Source organism: Virgibacillus sp. FSP13 (assembly GCF_054048505.1).
On the sequence record NZ_JBSVKG010000001.1, the window covers coordinates 355,622 to 373,335 of the forward strand.

Annotated in this window: 16 protein-coding genes; 13 read left to right on the forward strand and 3 right to left on the reverse strand. The window is 38.5% G+C overall.

Annotated elements, in window-relative coordinates; translation table 11 throughout:
* Positions 1-48: 48 nt before the first annotated feature.
* The 3 genes from ACW2QC_RS01505 to ACW2QC_RS01515 are packed head-to-tail and all read right to left on the reverse strand — an operon-like array spanning position 49 to position 2,882.
* Positions 49-1,347 (reverse strand): TRAP transporter large permease, encoded by a 1,299-nt coding sequence (locus tag ACW2QC_RS01505; protein WP_457542205.1) that lies wholly within the window; start codon positions 1,345-1,347, stop codon positions 49-51.
* A gap of 24 nt (positions 1,348-1,371) precedes the next feature.
* Positions 1,372-1,863, reverse strand: coding sequence for a TRAP transporter small permease (locus ACW2QC_RS01510; protein ID WP_457542206.1), 492 nt, complete (start codon positions 1,861-1,863; stop codon positions 1,372-1,374).
* A gap of 11 nt (positions 1,864-1,874) precedes the next feature.
* Positions 1,875-2,882, reverse strand: coding sequence for a TRAP transporter substrate-binding protein (locus ACW2QC_RS01515; protein WP_457542207.1), 1,008 nt, complete (start codon positions 2,880-2,882; stop codon positions 1,875-1,877).
* 277 nt (positions 2,883-3,159) lie between these two features.
* Between ACW2QC_RS01515 and rhaM the strand changes: the two genes are divergently transcribed.
* The 13 genes from rhaM (at position 3,160) to ACW2QC_RS01580 (ending at position 17,690) form a co-directional block, all read left to right on the forward strand.
* Complete coding sequence (gene rhaM / locus ACW2QC_RS01520) at positions 3,160-3,474, forward strand: L-rhamnose mutarotase (protein ID WP_457542208.1); 315 nt, start codon at positions 3,160-3,162, stop codon at positions 3,472-3,474.
* Between the two features lie 45 nt (positions 3,475-3,519).
* Positions 3,520-4,938 (forward strand): rhamnulokinase, encoded by a 1,419-nt coding sequence (gene rhaB / locus ACW2QC_RS01525; protein ID WP_457542209.1) that lies wholly within the window; start codon positions 3,520-3,522, stop codon positions 4,936-4,938.
* 2 nt (positions 4,939-4,940) lie between these two features.
* On the forward strand, positions 4,941-6,197 hold the full coding sequence (gene rhaA / locus ACW2QC_RS01530) for an L-rhamnose isomerase (protein WP_457542210.1): 1,257 nt from the start codon (positions 4,941-4,943) through the stop codon (positions 6,195-6,197).
* A gap of 110 nt (positions 6,198-6,307) precedes the next feature.
* The gene (locus ACW2QC_RS01535; protein WP_457542211.1) at positions 6,308-8,374 is read left to right on the forward strand and encodes a bifunctional aldolase/short-chain dehydrogenase; all 2,067 of its coding nucleotides are present in this window, start codon (positions 6,308-6,310) and stop codon (positions 8,372-8,374) included.
* Positions 8,375-8,461: 87 nt separating this feature from the next.
* Positions 8,462-9,223, forward strand: a complete 762-nt coding sequence (locus ACW2QC_RS01540) for a DeoR/GlpR family DNA-binding transcription regulator (RefSeq protein ID WP_457542212.1) — start codon at positions 8,462-8,464, stop codon at positions 9,221-9,223.
* A gap of 26 nt (positions 9,224-9,249) precedes the next feature.
* Positions 9,250-10,386 carry a Gfo/Idh/MocA family protein gene (locus ACW2QC_RS01545; protein ID WP_457542213.1) on the forward strand — a complete coding sequence of 379 codons (1,137 nt, stop codon included), beginning with the start codon at positions 9,250-9,252 and terminating at the stop codon, positions 10,384-10,386.
* 47 nt (positions 10,387-10,433) lie between these two features.
* Positions 10,434-11,150: a (Fe-S)-binding protein gene (locus ACW2QC_RS01550; protein ID WP_457542214.1), complete on the forward strand. Its 717-nt coding sequence runs from the start codon at positions 10,434-10,436 to the stop codon at positions 11,148-11,150.
* Positions 11,151-11,189: 39 nt separating this feature from the next.
* On the forward strand, positions 11,190-12,617 hold the full coding sequence (locus tag ACW2QC_RS01555; protein WP_457542215.1) for a LutB/LldF family L-lactate oxidation iron-sulfur protein: 1,428 nt from the start codon (positions 11,190-11,192) through the stop codon (positions 12,615-12,617).
* Positions 12,614-13,321 (forward strand): LutC/YkgG family protein, encoded by a 708-nt coding sequence (locus ACW2QC_RS01560; RefSeq protein ID WP_457542216.1) that lies wholly within the window; start codon positions 12,614-12,616, stop codon positions 13,319-13,321. Before ACW2QC_RS01555 ends, ACW2QC_RS01560 begins: the two co-directional genes overlap by 4 nt.
* A gap of 548 nt (positions 13,322-13,869) precedes the next feature.
* Positions 13,870-14,502, forward strand: a complete 633-nt coding sequence (locus tag ACW2QC_RS01565; RefSeq protein ID WP_457542217.1) for a YesL family protein — start codon at positions 13,870-13,872, stop codon at positions 14,500-14,502.
* A gap of 5 nt (positions 14,503-14,507) precedes the next feature.
* Positions 14,508-15,842, forward strand: coding sequence for an ABC transporter substrate-binding protein (locus ACW2QC_RS01570; RefSeq protein ID WP_457542218.1), 1,335 nt, complete (start codon positions 14,508-14,510; stop codon positions 15,840-15,842).
* Between the two features lie 169 nt (positions 15,843-16,011).
* On the forward strand, positions 16,012-16,869 hold the full coding sequence (locus tag ACW2QC_RS01575) for a carbohydrate ABC transporter permease (RefSeq protein ID WP_457542279.1): 858 nt from the start codon (positions 16,012-16,014) through the stop codon (positions 16,867-16,869).
* Positions 16,866-17,690 (forward strand): carbohydrate ABC transporter permease, encoded by an 825-nt coding sequence (locus tag ACW2QC_RS01580; RefSeq protein ID WP_457542219.1) that lies wholly within the window; start codon positions 16,866-16,868, stop codon positions 17,688-17,690. Before ACW2QC_RS01575 ends, ACW2QC_RS01580 begins: the two co-directional genes overlap by 4 nt.
* Positions 17,691-17,714 lie beyond the last annotated feature (24 nt).

Genomic DNA, 17,714 nt, shown 5'->3' on the forward strand with positions numbered 1-17,714 from the left:
TCTCCTTTACTTTCTTAGATGTGTACTTTTTTGTGTAAAGTTAGTCATCTATAAGCCTAACAATTTAGGCAAGAACAAACTTATTTGCGGAATATAGGTTACCAACATTAATAAAACAAAAATGGCAATATAAAAAGGAATGAGTGGTTTTATTAATTGTTCTACCTTTACCTTACCTACCATGGAACCAACGAATAAACCAGTACCAACCGGTGGTGTAATCGTACCAACACACAAGTTGAGGATAAAAAATATTCCGAAGTGTACTGGGTCTACACCTATACTTGTTGCGATTGGTAAAAATATTGGTGTGAAAATTAATATTGCCGGTGCAATATCTATAAACATACCAATTACCAATAATAATAAATTAATTAGTAGCAAGATAACAAATTTGTTATCAGATATGCCTAAAACAAAGTTACTTAATGCCTCTGGTATTCCGGTAAATGCCATTGCAAATGACATTAAGGAGGAGGCAGCAATCAATAACATAACTATTCCCGACATCTCAACTGCCTGAATTAGTACTTTAGGTAATTGCTTAATAGTTAATGTTCGATAGTAAATCAAAGACAAAAACAATGCATAGACTACACAGATTGCAGATGCTTCAATCGCCGTAAAGACACCGGTAAGTATTCCACCAATAATAATAAAAATCAATAGTATACTTGGTATTGCATCTAGAATAACCTTTTTTGCATTTACGTTGGTAGATTGTTGTACAATGGGATATTTTCTTTTCTTGGCGATTATGTAAGACACAATAATGATCGCCAATGCCCATAATATTCCAATTACATATCCGCCCATAAATAAAGCAGCGATGGATGTACCACCACTTATTAATGAAAATATAATGAACGCAGTACTTGGCGGAATCACCATTCCAGTGGGTGCGGACGCAACGTTAACGGCGGCTGCAAATTTTCTTTCATAGCCCTCTTTTTCCTGAAGTGGGACCATCACCCCACCTATTGCTGTAGAAGCAGCAATAGCTGAACTGGAAATTGATCCGAAAAGTGCATTACCCACTATATTCGTATGTGCTAGTGAGCCGGGAATTTTTCCAACCATTAACTTAGCAAAATCAACAAGTTTGTTGGCAATTCCTCCGTTGTTCATTATGATTCCAGACAGTATAAAAAAAGGTACCGCAATCAATGAAAAGCTATCAATACTTGCTACCATTTTTTGTGCTGATGTAAAGACGGCTATATCTAATGGCAACATTAATAATACGGTTGATAAGGATGCGACGGCAATACCAATAACAATAGGTATACCTACTGCAAGCAGAACAGCAAAAACAAGGACTAAAATTAAACTAGCTTCCAAAACCATACAACTTTCACCTACTTTGTTTTTTTATGCACTTTCAGTTAGATTATTGTTTTTATTAGTAAATAGCTCCATCAAATTAATGAGACTATAAAAAATTATCAATACCCCAGACACTGGCAAAGATAGATAGACATAGCCCATAGGTAAGCTTAGGGAAGGCGATATTTGTGCCATTGTAAGGGAAACGGCTTTTCCTCCTCCAAACAACATGATGATTGCGAAGACTATGAAACTAACTTGAATGATGACATCCAGTATCCTTTTACTACGATCTTTGAGTCGATCATTAAGAAAGGTGATGGCAATATGACTCTTTTTCCCTACAACATAAGCTCCCGCTAACAATGAGAACCAAATTAAACTAAACCTAAGAAATTCATCTGTGACAGCACTTGGCTGATGCAGTATATAACGGGTTATTACTTGCCAAGTAGTAACCGCTACCATAATAAGAAGTAGTGTGCATGTTACAAATTCAAGTGTTCTATCGAGATATTTCCTTAAATTCTTAATCATTATTTATGCTCCTATTCTTCATTTTTACTTAAACTTCGAATTGTTTGATAGATTTCACCTAAATCATCATCGTCTTTGAATTCTTGATGAATTGGTTGTACCGCTTCTAGGAATGGCTTTTTGTTTACTTGGTTAAACTCGACGCCATGGTTTTTGATCGCTGCTTCTTTTTCAGACTCAACAGCTTTCTTCCAGACGGATTTTTCAAATTCTGTAGATTCCTTTGCTGCTTCATGGACAGCTTCCCTTTGTTCTTTAGTTAAGTTCTTTAGTGTTTCATTGTTAATAATAACGATATCAGGTATTCTTGTATGTTCATCGTACGAATAATATTTAGTAACATCTCCGTGTCCAGCTGTAACCAAAACAAATTCGTTATTCTCAGCCCCATCAATAATTCCTTGTTGTAGGGATGTATACACTTCCCCGCTACCCATAGGTACCGCGGTTCCACCCAGTAAGTCAATCATTTTTATTGCCGTTTCACTTTGCATGACACGAATCTTTTTACCTTTTATATCTTCCGGTGTTTCTACAGGCCCATCAGTCATGTAGAAACTTCTTTGACCTGAGTCATAATAGGTTAATCCGACAAACCCTAGATCTTTTGTGGATTGATAGACGGGTTGCATTATTTCTTGATTTTCCATTACTTTATAAAAATGTTCTTCTCCATCAAATAAGTATGGAGTACCAAAAACAGAATATTTTTTTGAAAAGCTTTCAAGTGCGGAACCGCTTACTTTTGTAATATCTATAGCTCCGGTCTGCGTTAATTCAATGAGTTCTCGTTCACCTCCTAACTGCCCATCAGGGAAGTATTCTACGACCACTTCACCATTTGTCTTCTTTTCCAGCAACTCTCCAAATTTTGCCATGGCATCTTTAACTGGCTGGCTGTTACTTGCATAAGCAAACCTTAATACTACTTTATCTTTTGCTAATGTTTTACTGCTGCAACCGGAAAATGCCACAATGATAAAAGTACAGATAAGAAGTACCAAAATATTTCGTTTCATTTTATTCGCCTCCATTGTAGTTTTTTTGGCTTCATTTCTGTTTCCTGTTAATTTTGTTTACAATAGGAAAAGTAAGCCCTTACTATTTTGTAAATCAAAAATAGTCTGACAACGCTTTCATTATAATTCTATAAAATTACAAAGTCAACATAAAAATAAACAAAATAACTTCTGTTTATTTTGTTTTGTGTTTACTTGAATTTGGTGATAGAATTATAATAAAATTAAATCAAATAATGTAATCGTTAACATTCGGTTCTTAGGGAGGGTGAAAGAGATGATTAGAAAAGCATTCGTAATGACTGTGCATTCAGATATGCACGAAGAATACGAAAAACGACATAATGAAATTTGGCTTGAAATGGTAGAAGAACTACATAATCATGGGGCGTCAAATTATTCCATTTTTTTAGACAAGGAAACGAGCAAGTTATTTGGTTATGTTGAGATTGAAGATGAGGAAACCTGGAGTGAAATGGCTACAACGGAAATTAATCAGAAGTGGTGGTCATATATGGAATCTGTTATGGAAACGAATCCAGACAAAAGTCCAGTCACCAAAGACTTAACGGAAGTATTTCATATGGATTGATTACTAAGAATTGATATTTCTAAAAGGAAATTTGAGGTGACACATATGACCAAATGCAGCCTAGCCGTTGACATCGGCGCATCAAGCGGAAGATTAATCGCTGGTTATCTTGAAGACGGAAAACTACAGCTGGAGGAAGTTTACCGGTTTGAAAACAAATTAATTCAAAGGAATAAACACTTTTGCTGGGATTTAAACGGACTATTTTCCGAAATAAAAGCAGGCATCCAACAGTGCAGCACAAAGGGATTAAGACCAGAAAGCATTGGCATCGATACATGGGCCGTTGATTTTGTTTTGTTGGATGAAAATGATCAACTGCTCACAGATGCTGTTTCATATCGGGATCCTAGAACGGATGGAATGATGGAAGAAGTTTTTCAGAAGATTAGCAAGGAACGATTGTACTTAGAAACAGGAATACAGTTTCAAAAATTTAACACCATCTATCAATTATATTCTATTAAAAAAAGCAATCCGGAAATTTTAGAGAAAGCTAGATCTTTTCTGATGGTTCCTGACTATCTTCACTTTTTATTAACTGGAAAAAAAGTAAGCGAATACACCAATGCGACAACAACACAGCTTGTTAATGCGTTTACGAAAAAGTGGGATAAAGAACTTTTGGATCAATTAGGGATAAATAAAGATATGTTCCCGGAAACTTTGCCACCGAAATCCGAATTGGGAAGCCTAAGAGAAGATTTGGCAGCCGAATTTGGTTTCGACATGAAGGTGCTGTTGCCGGCAACCCATGATACGGGATCAGCTGTCGTTGCTGTGCCGGACTTTGAGGACACTATTTATATCAGTTCGGGTACGTGGTCCTTAATCGGAGTAGAAAACAGCTTCCCGATTTGTATTACAAAAGCATTGGATTTCAATTTTACAAATGAAGGTGGGCTGGATTATCGCTATCGCTTTTTAAAAAATATTATGGGGCTTTGGATGATCCAGGAAGTGAAACGGAATTATGCGGATCGTTATTCGTTTGCCGAACTGGCTGCGTTGGCTGATCAGGAAAAAGAGTTTCATTCGACCGTAAATGTTGATGAAGACAGGTTTTTAAAACCAGAAAATATGATCGTTGAAATCGAGGAATACTGTCTAGAAACCGATCAAGCTGTGCCGGAAAACCCGGGGCAAGTTGCAAAATGTGTGTTTGACAGCTTGACAGTAAGTTATCAAAAGGCGATTCATCAAATCGAAGAAATCTATGAGAAAGATTTTACAAAAATTAATGTCATTGGAGGCGGCTCGCAAAACGAGATGCTGAACCAATTGATAGCGGATTCAACACAGAAAGAAGTCTTAGCTGGACCAGTGGAGGCAACAGCAATCGGAAATATTGTTACCCAATTGATGGCTATGGGTGAAATTGATGGCATCCAGCAAGCTAGAAGTATCATTAAACAATCGTTTCCAATGAAAAAATATACGAGCAAAACAAAAGTGGAGGGATAACGTTGACAACCGAAGAAAACTATCAAACTGCTAAAAAGGCTTATGAAAAATGGGGTATTAACGTTGATGGAGCGTTAGAACAATTGAAAAAAGTATCGATTTCAGTTCACTGCTGGCAAGGCGATGATATTGGTGGATTTGAAGTGAATCAACAAGAACTATCTGGCGGAATTGATGTAACCGGTAATTATCCCGGAAAAGCAACGACACCGGAAGAATTAAGAAGTGACTTGAAAAAGGCACTTTCCTTTATTCCTGGTAAACATCGAGTGAATCTACATGCCATCTATGGGGAAACAAATGGTGAAGTGGTAGAAAGAGATCAAATAAAGCCTGAGCATTTTGAGAGCTGGGTAAATTGGGCGAAGGAAAATGAATTGGGACTAGATTTTAATCCAACACTTTTCTCTCATCCAAAAGCAGATGATGGATTAACGTTAGCACATCCAGACAAAGAAATTAGAGATTTTTGGATTCGACACTGCATTGCTAGCCGTAAAGTCGCCGAATACTTTGGGAAGGAATTAGGAACACCAGCATTAACGAACATTTGGATTCCTGATGGATACAAGGACATTCCAAGTGACCGTTTGACACCAAGAAGGCGATTGAAAGATTCGTTAGATGAAATTTTCAAAGTCGAAATTGATGAAAAATACAATGTTGACGCTGTTGAGAGCAAATTATTTGGTATTGGGTCTGAGGCATATGTCGTTGGATCCCATGAATTTTACATGGGCTATGCGTTGAAGAACAACAAATTATGTTTACTAGACACCGGCCACTACCATCCGACTGAAATGGTATCGAATAAAATTTCAGCCATGCTTTTATATAGTGATAAGTTGGCATTGCATGTATCACGACCAGTTCGATGGGATAGTGATCATGTCGTTATTTTGGATGATGAATTGCGGGAAATCGGATTGGAAATTGTTCGTAATGATGCATTGGATAAAGTTTCGATTGGACTGGATTTCTTTGATGCAAGCATTAATCGCGTTGCTGCATGGACAATTGGAACGCGCAATATGATAAAAGCGTTGTTATATGCCATGCTTACCCCGAATGAACATTTGAAACAACTGCAAGAAGAAGGTGACTTTACCGAGCGACTTGCATTAATGGAGGAGTTCAAAACATATCCGTTTGGTGCTATATGGGATTATTATTGTGAACAAATGGGAGTACCAGTGAAAGAGACGTGGCTTGAAGAGGTCAAAAAATACGAAAAGACGATTTTGTCTAACAGAAAGTAATGGGCAGTTTTCCGCATCGGAAATGCATATCAAAATAAAACAAACATATTCAAAAATAAACAAAAACATGATATACTTATTTCAACATCGACACACAGGAGGTTTTTCAATTGGTACAAAATCGTTGGGATAACAACAATAACAGCTGCCAAGCTGGCTTAGATGAACTAGTATACCGCTCAAATTTACTAGGCCAAGATCGCTCCGTGGCAAACTGGGGTGGTGGAAATACATCAACAAAAACAACAGAAACGGACTTTAAAGGAAATGAAATTGAAGTAATGTGGGTGAAGGGAAGCGGTTCTGACCTTGCGACAATGAAGGCTAAGAATTTCACAGGCCTAAAGCTTGAAGATATTAAGCCACTCATGGAAAAAGAGGATATGACAGATGAGGAAATGGTAGATTACTTGTCGCACTGTATGATTGATGCGAAACATCCTCGTTCTTCAATTGAAACGTTATTACATGCATTTTTGCCGTTCAAGCATGTTGACCATGCACATCCAGATGCCATCATTAGCATTGCGTGTGCTGATAACGGACAGGAGATTGCTAAAGAGATTTATGGTGATCGATTTGTCTGGGTACCATACATTCGTCCGGGATTTAAGCTTTCTAAAATGATTGCGGAAGGTGTGCAAAACAATCCGAATGCTGACCTAGTTATTATGGAAAAGCATGGCCTTGTAACGTGGGGAGAAACATCCAAGGAAAGTTATGATAAAACAATTTCTGTTATCCAAGAGGCTGAGGATTATATTGAAGCTAAAGCAAAAGGAGAAACACTTTTTGGCGGTCAAAAATTTGAATCATTGAATCAAGCAGATAGAGAAACAATCCTTGCTCAAGTTTTGCCGGTGATTCGTGGGCAAGTTAGTACAGATAAAAAGATGATCGTTACAAATGACGCTAGTGAAGCAATCCTTGAATTTGTAAATAGCCAAGATGCTAAGGAATTATCACAAATTGGTGCTGCATGCCCAGACCACCTTGTTCATACGAAACGAACACCATTATATGTCGAGTGGGATCCAGCAAGCAAAGATGTTGATAGTTTAATAGAAAGTATTAAAACAGGAATTGCTGCCTTTAAGGAAGAATATGTTGCTTATTTTGAACGTAATAAATCAGAAGGGGACAACATGGTCGAGGCAGTTCCGCGTGTGCTGCTGATCCCGGGAATTGGCATGGTCAACACAGGCAAGAGCTGGTCTGCTGCCAATGTTAGTCAATCATTATATCATCGTGCCGTGTCGGTTATGCGCGGATCCACTGTACTCGGAAACTTTGTATCGCTTAATGAGGCAGAATCCTTTGCGATTGAATATTGGCCATTGGAACTATACAAACTAAGCCTTGCACCTAAAGAGGCAGAATTCTCCCGTCAAGTTGCATTTGTAACTGGTGGCGCTGGCGGTATTGGCAGTGCAACGTGTAAACGCCTGTTGTCAGAAGGTGCCCATGTTGTAGTCGCTGATATTAATTTAGAAGGGGCACAAGACCTTGCCGTTGAAATTAATGAGCGCTACGGAGAAAATCGTGCATTCGCAGTCAAAATGGATGTTACGAAAGAAGAAGAAGTAGAAGCAGCGATTCAAGCATCTGTTTTGAAATATGGTGGGCTCGATATTATTGTGAATAATGCTGGTCTAGCAAGCTCTAGCCCATTTGAAGAAACAACGATGGATAAATGGAATTTGAACATAAATGTGTTGGTAACTGGATATTTCCTTGTTGCACGAGAAGCGTTCAAGTTAATGAAGAATCAGGAAATTGGCGGCAGCATGGTATTTGTCGGTTCGAAAAACTCAGTATATGCTGGTAAAAACGCGGCAGCTTATAGTACGGCGAAAGCGGCGGAAGTACATCTTGCCAGAACAGTTGCCGCGGATGGTGGTCAATACGGTATTCGCGTAAATTCTGTATTGCCTGATGCCGTTATTCGTGGGTCAAAAATTTGGGATTCAAATTGGAAAGAGGAACGAGCATCCTCATACGGAATTGGAACGGATGAGTTAGAAGAACATTACCGGAAACGGACTATCTTAAATGTCAATATTCTTCCACAGGATATTGCGGAATCAATTGCTTTCTTGTCATCTTCTAAAGCAGCGAAAACGACGGGCTGCATGATTACGGTTGATGGTGGAGTTGCTGCAGCATTCACAAGATAAGTATTATACAATAGATTCCCTGTCTTATTACGGGGAATTTATTGTATAATCAAACATAAATATTGTTAGTGAAAGAAAGGTGAGGTCATGCTTGTTGCTGAGAGACAACAAAAAATTGTTGAATTAGTAAATGAACGGAAAAGCGTCCGTGTAACAGAATTAAGCCAGATTTTTACTGTGACGGAGGAGACGATACGCAGGGATTTGGAAAAGTTAGAAAAGGAGAGAAAGCTATCCCGTAGCCACGGAGGTGCGATCAGTCTTAATCCCTCTGATTCCCTGGAAATTCCTTATTCAGAACGGGAAGTAATGAACGTAAATGAGAAAAAAGAAATAGCTCTCGAAGCAGCTAAGCAAATTGTGGAAGGAGATAAAGTGATTTTGGATGCCAGCACAACTGCTTGGTATATGGCCAAATCACTGCCAAATATCCCATTAACTGTGTTGACAAATTCAATCAAGGTGGCAATGGAGTTAAGTGCTAAAAAGCAAATTACTGTGATCTCAACTGGTGGAACATTGCTATCTAAATCGCTATCTTTTGTAGGGCCGTTAGCTGAAACGTCTATGGAAACGTACCATGTAAACAAAGCATTCATCTCATGTAAGGGCCTTCATTTAGAGCGTGGGATTAGCGAATCAAACGAACAGCAAGCCCGCATGAAGAAAAAAATGATCGAGAGTGCGGATACTGTTTATATCATGATCGATAACAGCAAATTCGGCGTACAAGCGTTTTCACACATTGGTGGCTTGGAATTGATTGATCATATTATTACGGATAGTAAGGTGGATAGCAATATTATACACCAGCTAGAGGATAAATCTTTACATTTAATAAAAGTGTAATAGCAGCAAGGGGAGGGTAGCTTTTAATGCGAGACAATAATGAAGGAATGAATTATGTCCCAAAAAGAAAGGGTGGAAAGGTAGTAGAATCAGGAATGTTTCCTTTTGCCGTTATAGGGTTAGACCATGGACACATTTATGGGATGTGTGACGGGTTGATAGAGGCAGGGGGAGAACTAACCTATGTTTATGATCCGGACCTAGAAAAGGTAAAAGCGTTTTGCGAAGCCTACTCAAATGTTAAGGCCGTTTCATCTGAACAAGAAATACTAGATAACCCTGAAGTAAAATTGGTTGCTAGTGCAAGTGTCCCCTCATCACGAGGCTCTCTTGGTGTAAAGGTTTTGGATAGTGGTAAGCATTACTTCGTGGATAAGCCTGCTTTTACTGATAAGAATCAGGTCGAAAAGGCAGAAGAAAAAACAAAGGAAACAGGGTTGAAATGGGGTATTTATTATAGTGAAAGGCTTCATGTCGAGGCGGCTGTGTTTGCTGGACAGCTTATTGACGAGGGGGCAATTGGCAAGGTTGTGCAGGTGATTGGGACTGGTCCTCATCGAGCGAATGCAAATGACAGACCAAACTGGTTTTTCGACCCCGAATTTTCAGGAGGCATTCTTTGCGATATAGGAAGCCATCAAATTGAACAGTTTTTGCATTACGCCGGGGCTAGTGATGCAAAAGTTTTACATAGTAAAGTGGGTAACTATACTTTTAAGGATTATCCTAAGTTTCAGGACTTAGGCGATGCTTCTCTCGTAGCTGACAACGGAGCAACTTTTTATTTTCGAGTGGATTGGCTTACTCCTGATGGGTTAGGTACTTGGGGTGATGGACGCATTTTTATTCTCGGGACAGATGGCTATATCGAAATGAGAAAGTACATTGATATTGCACGTAGCACGTCTACTGATAATTTGTATTTGGTTAACCGTTATGGGGAGAAGCGTTTTGAACTATCAGGTAAAGTTGGCTATCCTTTTTTTGGGGAATTCATTCTCGACTGTTTGAATGGTACACAAAATGCAATGACACAGGAACATGCCTTCAAGGCGGCAACCTTAGCCATCGAGGCCCAAGAACAAGCTATTCATATTGAAAGTGGGACATGGGGACAGGTCCCGCGTCCCACCAAAAATGAGCGAGAACACAAGGGAATTTAGCGGGACAATGGACCTGTCCCCATGTCCCAGAAATGGAGGTGAATGCCATGAAAGTTTCTTTTTTTATTACGTGTATGTGTGACATGATTACCCCAGAGGTTGGGAAGCATTCGGTAGAATTACTGGAACGGCTCGGGTGTGAGGTTGACTTCTCATCCGCACAAACGTGTTGTGGGCAACCGGCTTTTAACAGCGGTTATTTGGAGGATGCGAAGAAGACTATGAAACAGATGATTCGCGCTTTCAAAGATTCCGAGTATGTTGTCGGCCCGTCTGGATCATGTGTCGGGATGCTCCGTAAATACCGGGAAGTTTTCAAGGATGATCCGGAATGGGAACAGCCTGCCAAGGAACTCGCGGAAAAAGCTTATGAACTAACGCAATTTATCGTTGATGTTCTTGGTATAGAGGATGTTGGCGCACGTTTCCATGGAAGAGTCACTTATCATCCATCCTGCCATATGACGAGAATTCTAGGTGTTAAAGAAGCACCACTGAAACTATTAAAAAACGTCGAGGATATCAATTTAATAGAACTACCAATCAAAGAAGATTGCTGTGGCTTTGGTGGAACTTTTGCCGTGAAAAATTCGGTCATCTCGGGGGAAATGTCCAAGGAAAAGTCAAAACATGTTTCTGAAACACGCGCGGAATACCTGATCGGTGGGGATATGGCGTGTCTATTGAACATTGGTGGTATGATGCAGCGGGAAGGCAAGTACGTACAAATCAAACATATTGCAGAAATTTTGAATTCCCATTAACGGATTGTTTGAAAAACCAAACGGACGGAGGGAAATATAATGGGTATAAAAATTAGTGATAAACCCTATAAGGAACGGGTCAAGGAAGGTGTGGAAAATAGTTTCATGCAGCAGGCTGTTGCCTCAGCACAAGGGCGCTTCCGAGATGGCAGGCAGGCTCGGGCAGATGAACTTGGTGACTGGGAAGACTGGCGTACATTAGGGGAAGAAATACGTACACACACATTGGAAAATATTGATTACTATCTGCAGGAGCTTAGCGAAAACGTTGCGAAACGAGGCGGAAATGTTTTCTTCGCGGAAACGAAAGAAGAAGCAAATGCTTATATTCAAGAAGTTGTCCGAAAAAAGAATGCTAAAAAAGTAGTTAAATCAAAATCCATGGTGACAGAAGAAATCGGTATGAACGAGGCAATTGAAGAAGCTGGAGCAGAAATTGTTGAATCCGACCTTGGCGAGTGGATTTTGCAGCTGGATAATGATCCACCGTCCCATATTGTCGCACCATCCATACATAAAAATAAGGAACAGATTCAGAAAACCTTTGCGGAGGAGAAGGGGTATACCGGAACGGATACGCCGGAAGATCTTGGCTTATTTGCCCGGGAACAGTTACGCGAAGAGTTTTTGGATGCCGACATTGGTATCACGGGCTGTAATTTTGCTGTTGCCGAATCTGGTGCGGTCACATTTGTTACGAATGAAGGAAATGCCCGGATGGTTACAAGTTTGCCAGATACACAAATCTCGGTTATGGGATTAGAACGCGTTGTACCGACATGGGAGGAACTAGATATCTTGGTGAGCCTTTTGACGCGTGCCGCAGTCGGGCAAAAGCTGACTAGTTATGTTACGTCTATTACCGGAACACGGATGGAAGGCGAGACGGATGGACCTGAGGAATACCATTTAGTTATCGTGGACAATGGCCGTTCGAAAATTTTGGGATCCGAATTCCAATCTGCTCTCCACTGTATTCGCTGTGCAGCATGTATCAATGTTTGCCCGGTTTACCGTCATGTAGGCGGCCATGCATATGGTTCCGTTTATCCAGGGCCAATCGGTGCAGTGCTTACACCATTGTTTGATGGGTATGAAGATCATAAAGAATTGCCATACGCATCATCATTATGTGGCGCTTGTACGGAGGTTTGCCCAGTAAAAATTCCGCTTCATGAACAACTGATTCGACATCGCCAAATTATCGTGGAAGATGAGGGAATGTCACCAGTTGCAGAACAAATTGCGATGAAAGGATTTGCCAAATGGGGATCAAGTCCAGCTGCTTATAAAATGAGTGCGGCGGCTGCTCGTCCTGCGTTAAAACCCTTTTCAAAGCATGAGACGATTAAAAATGGTCCGGGACCACTAAAAGATTGGACAGTGAATCGTGATTTTCCTTTACCTGCTAAGCAAACTTTCCGTTCCTGGTTCCAAAAACGGGAAAAAGGGGGAAATAAAAAATGACAATCCAAAACCGTGATTCCTTCCTTGGTAATTTGGCAACGCAACTTGGACGCAAGCGAAAAACGGCCACCGTTGAGCGACCAAATTGGAGTGTCGGTCCTCAGCATCGTGTGTTAAAAAATGCAACACCGGATGAACTAGTGGATGTCTTGGAAAAGCAATGTGAGGAAATTCATACTGATTTTGTTCATACGGATAAGAAAGGGTTGGCTAACGCGCTCGGGCAAGTCGTTGAGAAATATGGAAATTCCATCGTCTCTGCTAGTGGCGAACGTCTAGCGCAATTTGAATTGGATCAAATCTATGAAAATCTAGCAGCGAATGGAAAGGATATTCATCTTTGGGATGAAGAAAAAGGAGAGCAAAACAAACTATTTGCCGAGCAAGCAGATATCGGAATAACCTTCAGCGATGTTACCTTGGCAGAGTCTGGGACGGTGACCTTGTTTAATGACCGTTATAATGGACGTTCGATAAGTCTCCTCCCGCAATCCTTTATCGCGATTATTCCCAAAAGCACGATTGTCCCTAGAATGACCCAAGCGACGAAAAAAATCCATCAACAAAATAAGAACGGACAGCCTGTTTCATCGTGTGTATCATTTGTAACGGGCCCAAGTAACAGTGCTGATATTGAGATGAAATTAATTGTCGGTGTGCACGGGCCAGTGGCAGCGACATATGTTGTTGTAGAGGATGCGTGATTAATAGGGTTAATACAGTTATTAAGTATTCGTAAATCATGGTTTTACGATTCAGTAATTCCAGCGAGAATATAATATTGTTTTGAATAAAAAGATGGCCCTTGTTGAAATTCAACAAGGGCCATCTTTTTACTTTTTAACCTACTTTATACCCATTATGTTAACGGTATTTCTATTTTATTTTGTTTTATTTTTAAAATCAAATGATTTAAGAAGTCATTTGAAAAGACAATTGATATCAGGGTTTATAAGATATATTATCTCATAAAAACATTCGACTATTCGTTTATAAATGTCGTAAAGGATATGAAATTATGTTGGAATTATAGATGTATTTTAGAAATATAGGTATATATTATATAAACAAACATAAATAAAACACATAATAAAGTAAACAAAACTTAATTATCTTTATATGTGTTTGCTTATTATTGACTTTTAGGAAATATCAAAGTATTATTATTTATGAAAGCGTTATTATTTTAAAATTTCCGAATCAGGGGATTAAAGGAGTGATAATTACAATATGAGTTAGAGGAGGAGACCAAATGTCAGTTCTCTCAACAAATATAGGATCCTTAACCAATTGGATAGTACGTTTGGCTTGTTTGAATACTTTATGGGTAGTGTTCTGTGTAGTAGGAGGGGTTCTATTTGGGTGGGCGCCCGCAACGGTGGGTTTGTTTACCATATTACGAAAATGGATAAAAAAAGAAAATCCCCCCTTAGTTTCTTCGTTTTTTAATGTTTATAGGAAAGAATTTATAAAATCTAATGTGATCGGAATAGGAATTGTAAGTTTAATGGCAATCTTTTTGACAAACTTTTTTATATTGTTGCCGCAATCCGATCCGATATCTAAAATATTTCTGTTAGGAAATGGTAGCCTATTTGTTACATTGGTGCTTTTCTTACTATTTTTCTTTCCAATTTATGTTCATTATAAAGGTGGATATAAAACAATCTTTAATAAAACTTTTCTAATAGCGTTAGCAAAACTACCATTTACAATCGTTGCTTTTATTTTATGTCTGGCGTGGGGAAGAATTTTATTGTTTTTTCCCGGACTAGTCTGTTTTTTTGGTGTTAGCGTACCTGCTTTAATGATTACGATTATTGCTCAGCATTGTTTTAGAACAAATTTAAAAACATTCTCAAGACAAATTGAAGAATTGGAGTGAATACATTGGGTCAATTAAAAAAAATGGGAATCACAGGAGTATTAATGATTTTATGTATGATTATATTAAGTGCATGTCAAGAATCTGATACATCCGGGGAAGTGGAAGAGCCTACATCTATGGACTCTGAAAAAGTATCTGGTGATATAACTGTTTGGGCCTGGGCATTGGAAGCCGATTATTTAAAATCTATTGTTCCAGAGTTTAATGAAAAATATCCAAATATCAATGTTGAAATTAATAAACAAGGACCAGATCAGGTTTTCCAAAGGTTAGTATCGGGACTTGCTTCTGGGCAGGAAAGCCAGCTGCCTGACTTAGTTCAAATTCAAGACACTGATTTACCCTCATTTACAGAGAAATTTCCGGGCTCGTTTACCAATCTATCTGAAATGGGATTTAGTGAATATGAGGGGGAATTTGCACCTGCAAAGGAAAAGATGATTAAGGACAATAAAGGGAACTATATTGCGTTTCCGAGGGATTTGGGACCCGTTGGGGTATTTTATAGGAAGGATATCTTTGAAAAGGCCGGGGTTGACGCAAAATCTATAGAAACATGGGACGATTATATCGATGCGGGGGAGACTATTAAAGAAAAAACAGGTACTTCAATGTTGGGATTAGCATTAAATGGGCATATACCGTTAATAAGGTTTATGATTCATCAACAAGACTCTTTTTATTTTGATGATGAAGGAAATCTAAATGTTGGGTCTGACGAAACCCTGCGAGCAGCTGAAAAGCTAAAAGAAATAGTAGACAGTGGTATTTCACAAAATGTTACTAACGCAGATGGACAGGCTGCAGCAATGAAGAACGGTACAGTCGCAACCATACCTAATTCAGTATGGTACAGCGGAACGATGATGGACCAGGCTCCTGAACTCTCAGGCAAGTGGGGAACTTTCCCTCTCCCAAAATTTGAAGAAGCTGGTGGTCGTGCAGCTAATAGTGGTGGATCTAGTTTTACTATTCCGAAAGGGTCAGATAATAAATCTGCAGCATACTTATTCGGTGAATTTATAAGTACGAATACGGAGAATCAAATTAATGCATTAGGGAATCAGGGACTTTTTCCTTCGCTTACTAAAGCATATGATAGCTCAAAATTCAGTGAAGGCGTTGACTATTTTGGAGGAGACAAATTCCATAAAAAATTTGCGGATATTGCGGTTGAAATACCGGAAGTAACATATACGGGAGATTACCCTGAGGTTAATGATATATTTAATGAGGAAATGGCATCCATGTTGTTAAATGATGAAAAGCCGGAAAAAGTCATAAAACGACTTGTAAGTAGGGTGGAATCAAGTATCGGTGAAAAAGATATAAATTAATTCAATAATAATGAAATAAAGGCTTCCAAAAGTATATTTTGGAAGCCTAACGTTAATCTTTTGAGAAAGGATGATCAACTTGGGTATTCCTTCATCTACATATAATAATACGGAGACTAATAGTCATAAAAAACAGTTCAAAAATAATAAAAATAAGTCTGCAAAGTCAATAATTAATCCTAAAACAGCACCATATGTTTTTATATTTCCGGCTGTGTTATTTTTCTTGTTGTTTACAGCCTATCCTATTGTGCAATCGTTTATATTAAGTTTTCAAAAGTCAGAGGCTGGTACAACATCATTTGTCGGATTTGATAACTATATACGGTTATTTCAAGACCCATTATTTTATGAGTCAATCGGTAATACTCTCATTATTTTGGTAGTACAAGTTCCGATTATGATTTTTTTGGCACTTGTTCTCGCTAATTTAATGAATTCTCCTTTATTAAAAATGAAAGGATTTTTTCGTGTTTCTTTTTTCTCTCCAGCAGTTACTTCACTCGTTTCGGCGTCTGTTATTTTTTTATTACTGTTAAATCCGGATTATGGAATCATAAACTTTTTGCTATCTTCTATTGGCATTGATTCTATCGGGTGGCTAAATGATCCTTTTTGGGCAAAAGTATCGATAGTTCTAGTAACGATCTGGAGATGGACAGGATATAATATGATTATTTTGCTAGCAGGTTTACAAAGTATTTCTACAGATCTGTATGAAGCTGCACGGATTGATGGGGCAGGTAAGATCAGACAGTTTTTCTCAATTACAATTCCCCAGTTGAAGCCTGTTATATTATTTACGGTTATTACATCAACCATTGGAACTCTTCAATTATTTGATGAGCCATATAACTTAACTGGTGGTGGACCAGTAAATTCCACAACGACCGTAACAATGTATTTATATCAAAATGCGTTTCAATATTTTGATTTCGAATACGCTTCAGCAATAGCATATGTTGTTGTGGTAATAATAGCGGTACTATCCTTTGCCCAGTTTAAATTGGGAGGTGACAAGAAATGAAAGTGATTAAAGTTCAGAAACTATTATTATACTTTGTACTTATGATCGGCGTCGTTTTAACAATTGGGCCTTTTTACTGGATGCTAGTTGGTGCAACCAACCCTTCTGGTAAGGTACTTAGTATCCCACCCAATTTTATCCCGGGATCACATTTTATAGATAATTTAAAGAACCTTATGAGTGAAATAAATATTTGGCGTTCACTCTTAAATTCAACAATAATTACGGTTATATATACTATTTTTGGTGGGTTGATCAGTGCTTCTGCCGGATATGCCTTTGCAAAATATAATTTTAAAGGTAAGAATTTAATATTTTCACTCATTCTCTTGTCTATGATGGTTCCTTATCAAGCCTTGGTCATTCCGCAGTTTGAACTTTTTGCAAACTTTGGTTTATTAGATTCATATGTTTCGGTAATTCTTCCGCAACTTACATATCCATTTGCCATTTTTTTAATGCGCCAAAATATGCAGTCAATACCTGATTCTCTATTAGAAGCAGCACGTATCGATGGATGTGGTGAGCTAGGGATATTCTTTAAAGTGGTTTTACCTACTTCAATTCCGGCAATTGCAGCAGTATCCATTTTTTTATTTACACATCAATGGAATAACTTTTTATGGCCATTGATAACATTATCATCAAAAGAAATGTACACCTTGCCAGTAGCTTTAGCGACCTTGGCTGGTTTGGAAAATGTTGATTATGGTTTGTTGATGTTGGGGGCTACCATTTCTATTATACCAATCTTCATTGCATTTTTATTTTTGCAAAGGTATTTCATTTCCGGAATTCTTGGTGGATCAGTAAAAGAATAGATTTTTCATAAATTTGATAAGGAG

Coding starts and splice junctions, on each gene's coding strand:
- ACW2QC_RS01555 (WP_457542215.1), top strand. CDS start 11,190: ATGGGTATAAAAATTAGTGATAAACCCTATAAGGAACGGGTCAAGGAA.
- ACW2QC_RS01565 (WP_457542217.1), top strand. CDS start 13,870: ATGTCAGTTCTCTCAACAAATATAGGATCCTTAACCAATTGGATAGTA.
- ACW2QC_RS01560 (WP_457542216.1), top strand. CDS start 12,614: ATGACAATCCAAAACCGTGATTCCTTCCTTGGTAATTTGGCAACGCAA.
- ACW2QC_RS01515 (WP_457542207.1), bottom strand. CDS start 2,882: ATGAAACGAAATATTTTGGTACTTCTTATCTGTACTTTTATCATTGTG.
- ACW2QC_RS01505 (WP_457542205.1), bottom strand. CDS start 1,347: ATGGTTTTGGAAGCTAGTTTAATTTTAGTCCTTGTTTTTGCTGTTCTG.
- ACW2QC_RS01580 (WP_457542219.1), top strand. CDS start 16,866: ATGAAAGTGATTAAAGTTCAGAAACTATTATTATACTTTGTACTTATG.
- rhaM (WP_457542208.1), top strand. CDS start 3,160: ATGATTAGAAAAGCATTCGTAATGACTGTGCATTCAGATATGCACGAA.
- ACW2QC_RS01545 (WP_457542213.1), top strand. CDS start 9,250: ATGCGAGACAATAATGAAGGAATGAATTATGTCCCAAAAAGAAAGGGT.
- rhaB (WP_457542209.1), top strand. CDS start 3,520: ATGACCAAATGCAGCCTAGCCGTTGACATCGGCGCATCAAGCGGAAGA.
- ACW2QC_RS01540 (WP_457542212.1), top strand. CDS start 8,462: ATGCTTGTTGCTGAGAGACAACAAAAAATTGTTGAATTAGTAAATGAA.
- ACW2QC_RS01510 (WP_457542206.1), bottom strand. CDS start 1,863: ATGATTAAGAATTTAAGGAAATATCTCGATAGAACACTTGAATTTGTA.
- ACW2QC_RS01550 (WP_457542214.1), top strand. CDS start 10,434: ATGAAAGTTTCTTTTTTTATTACGTGTATGTGTGACATGATTACCCCA.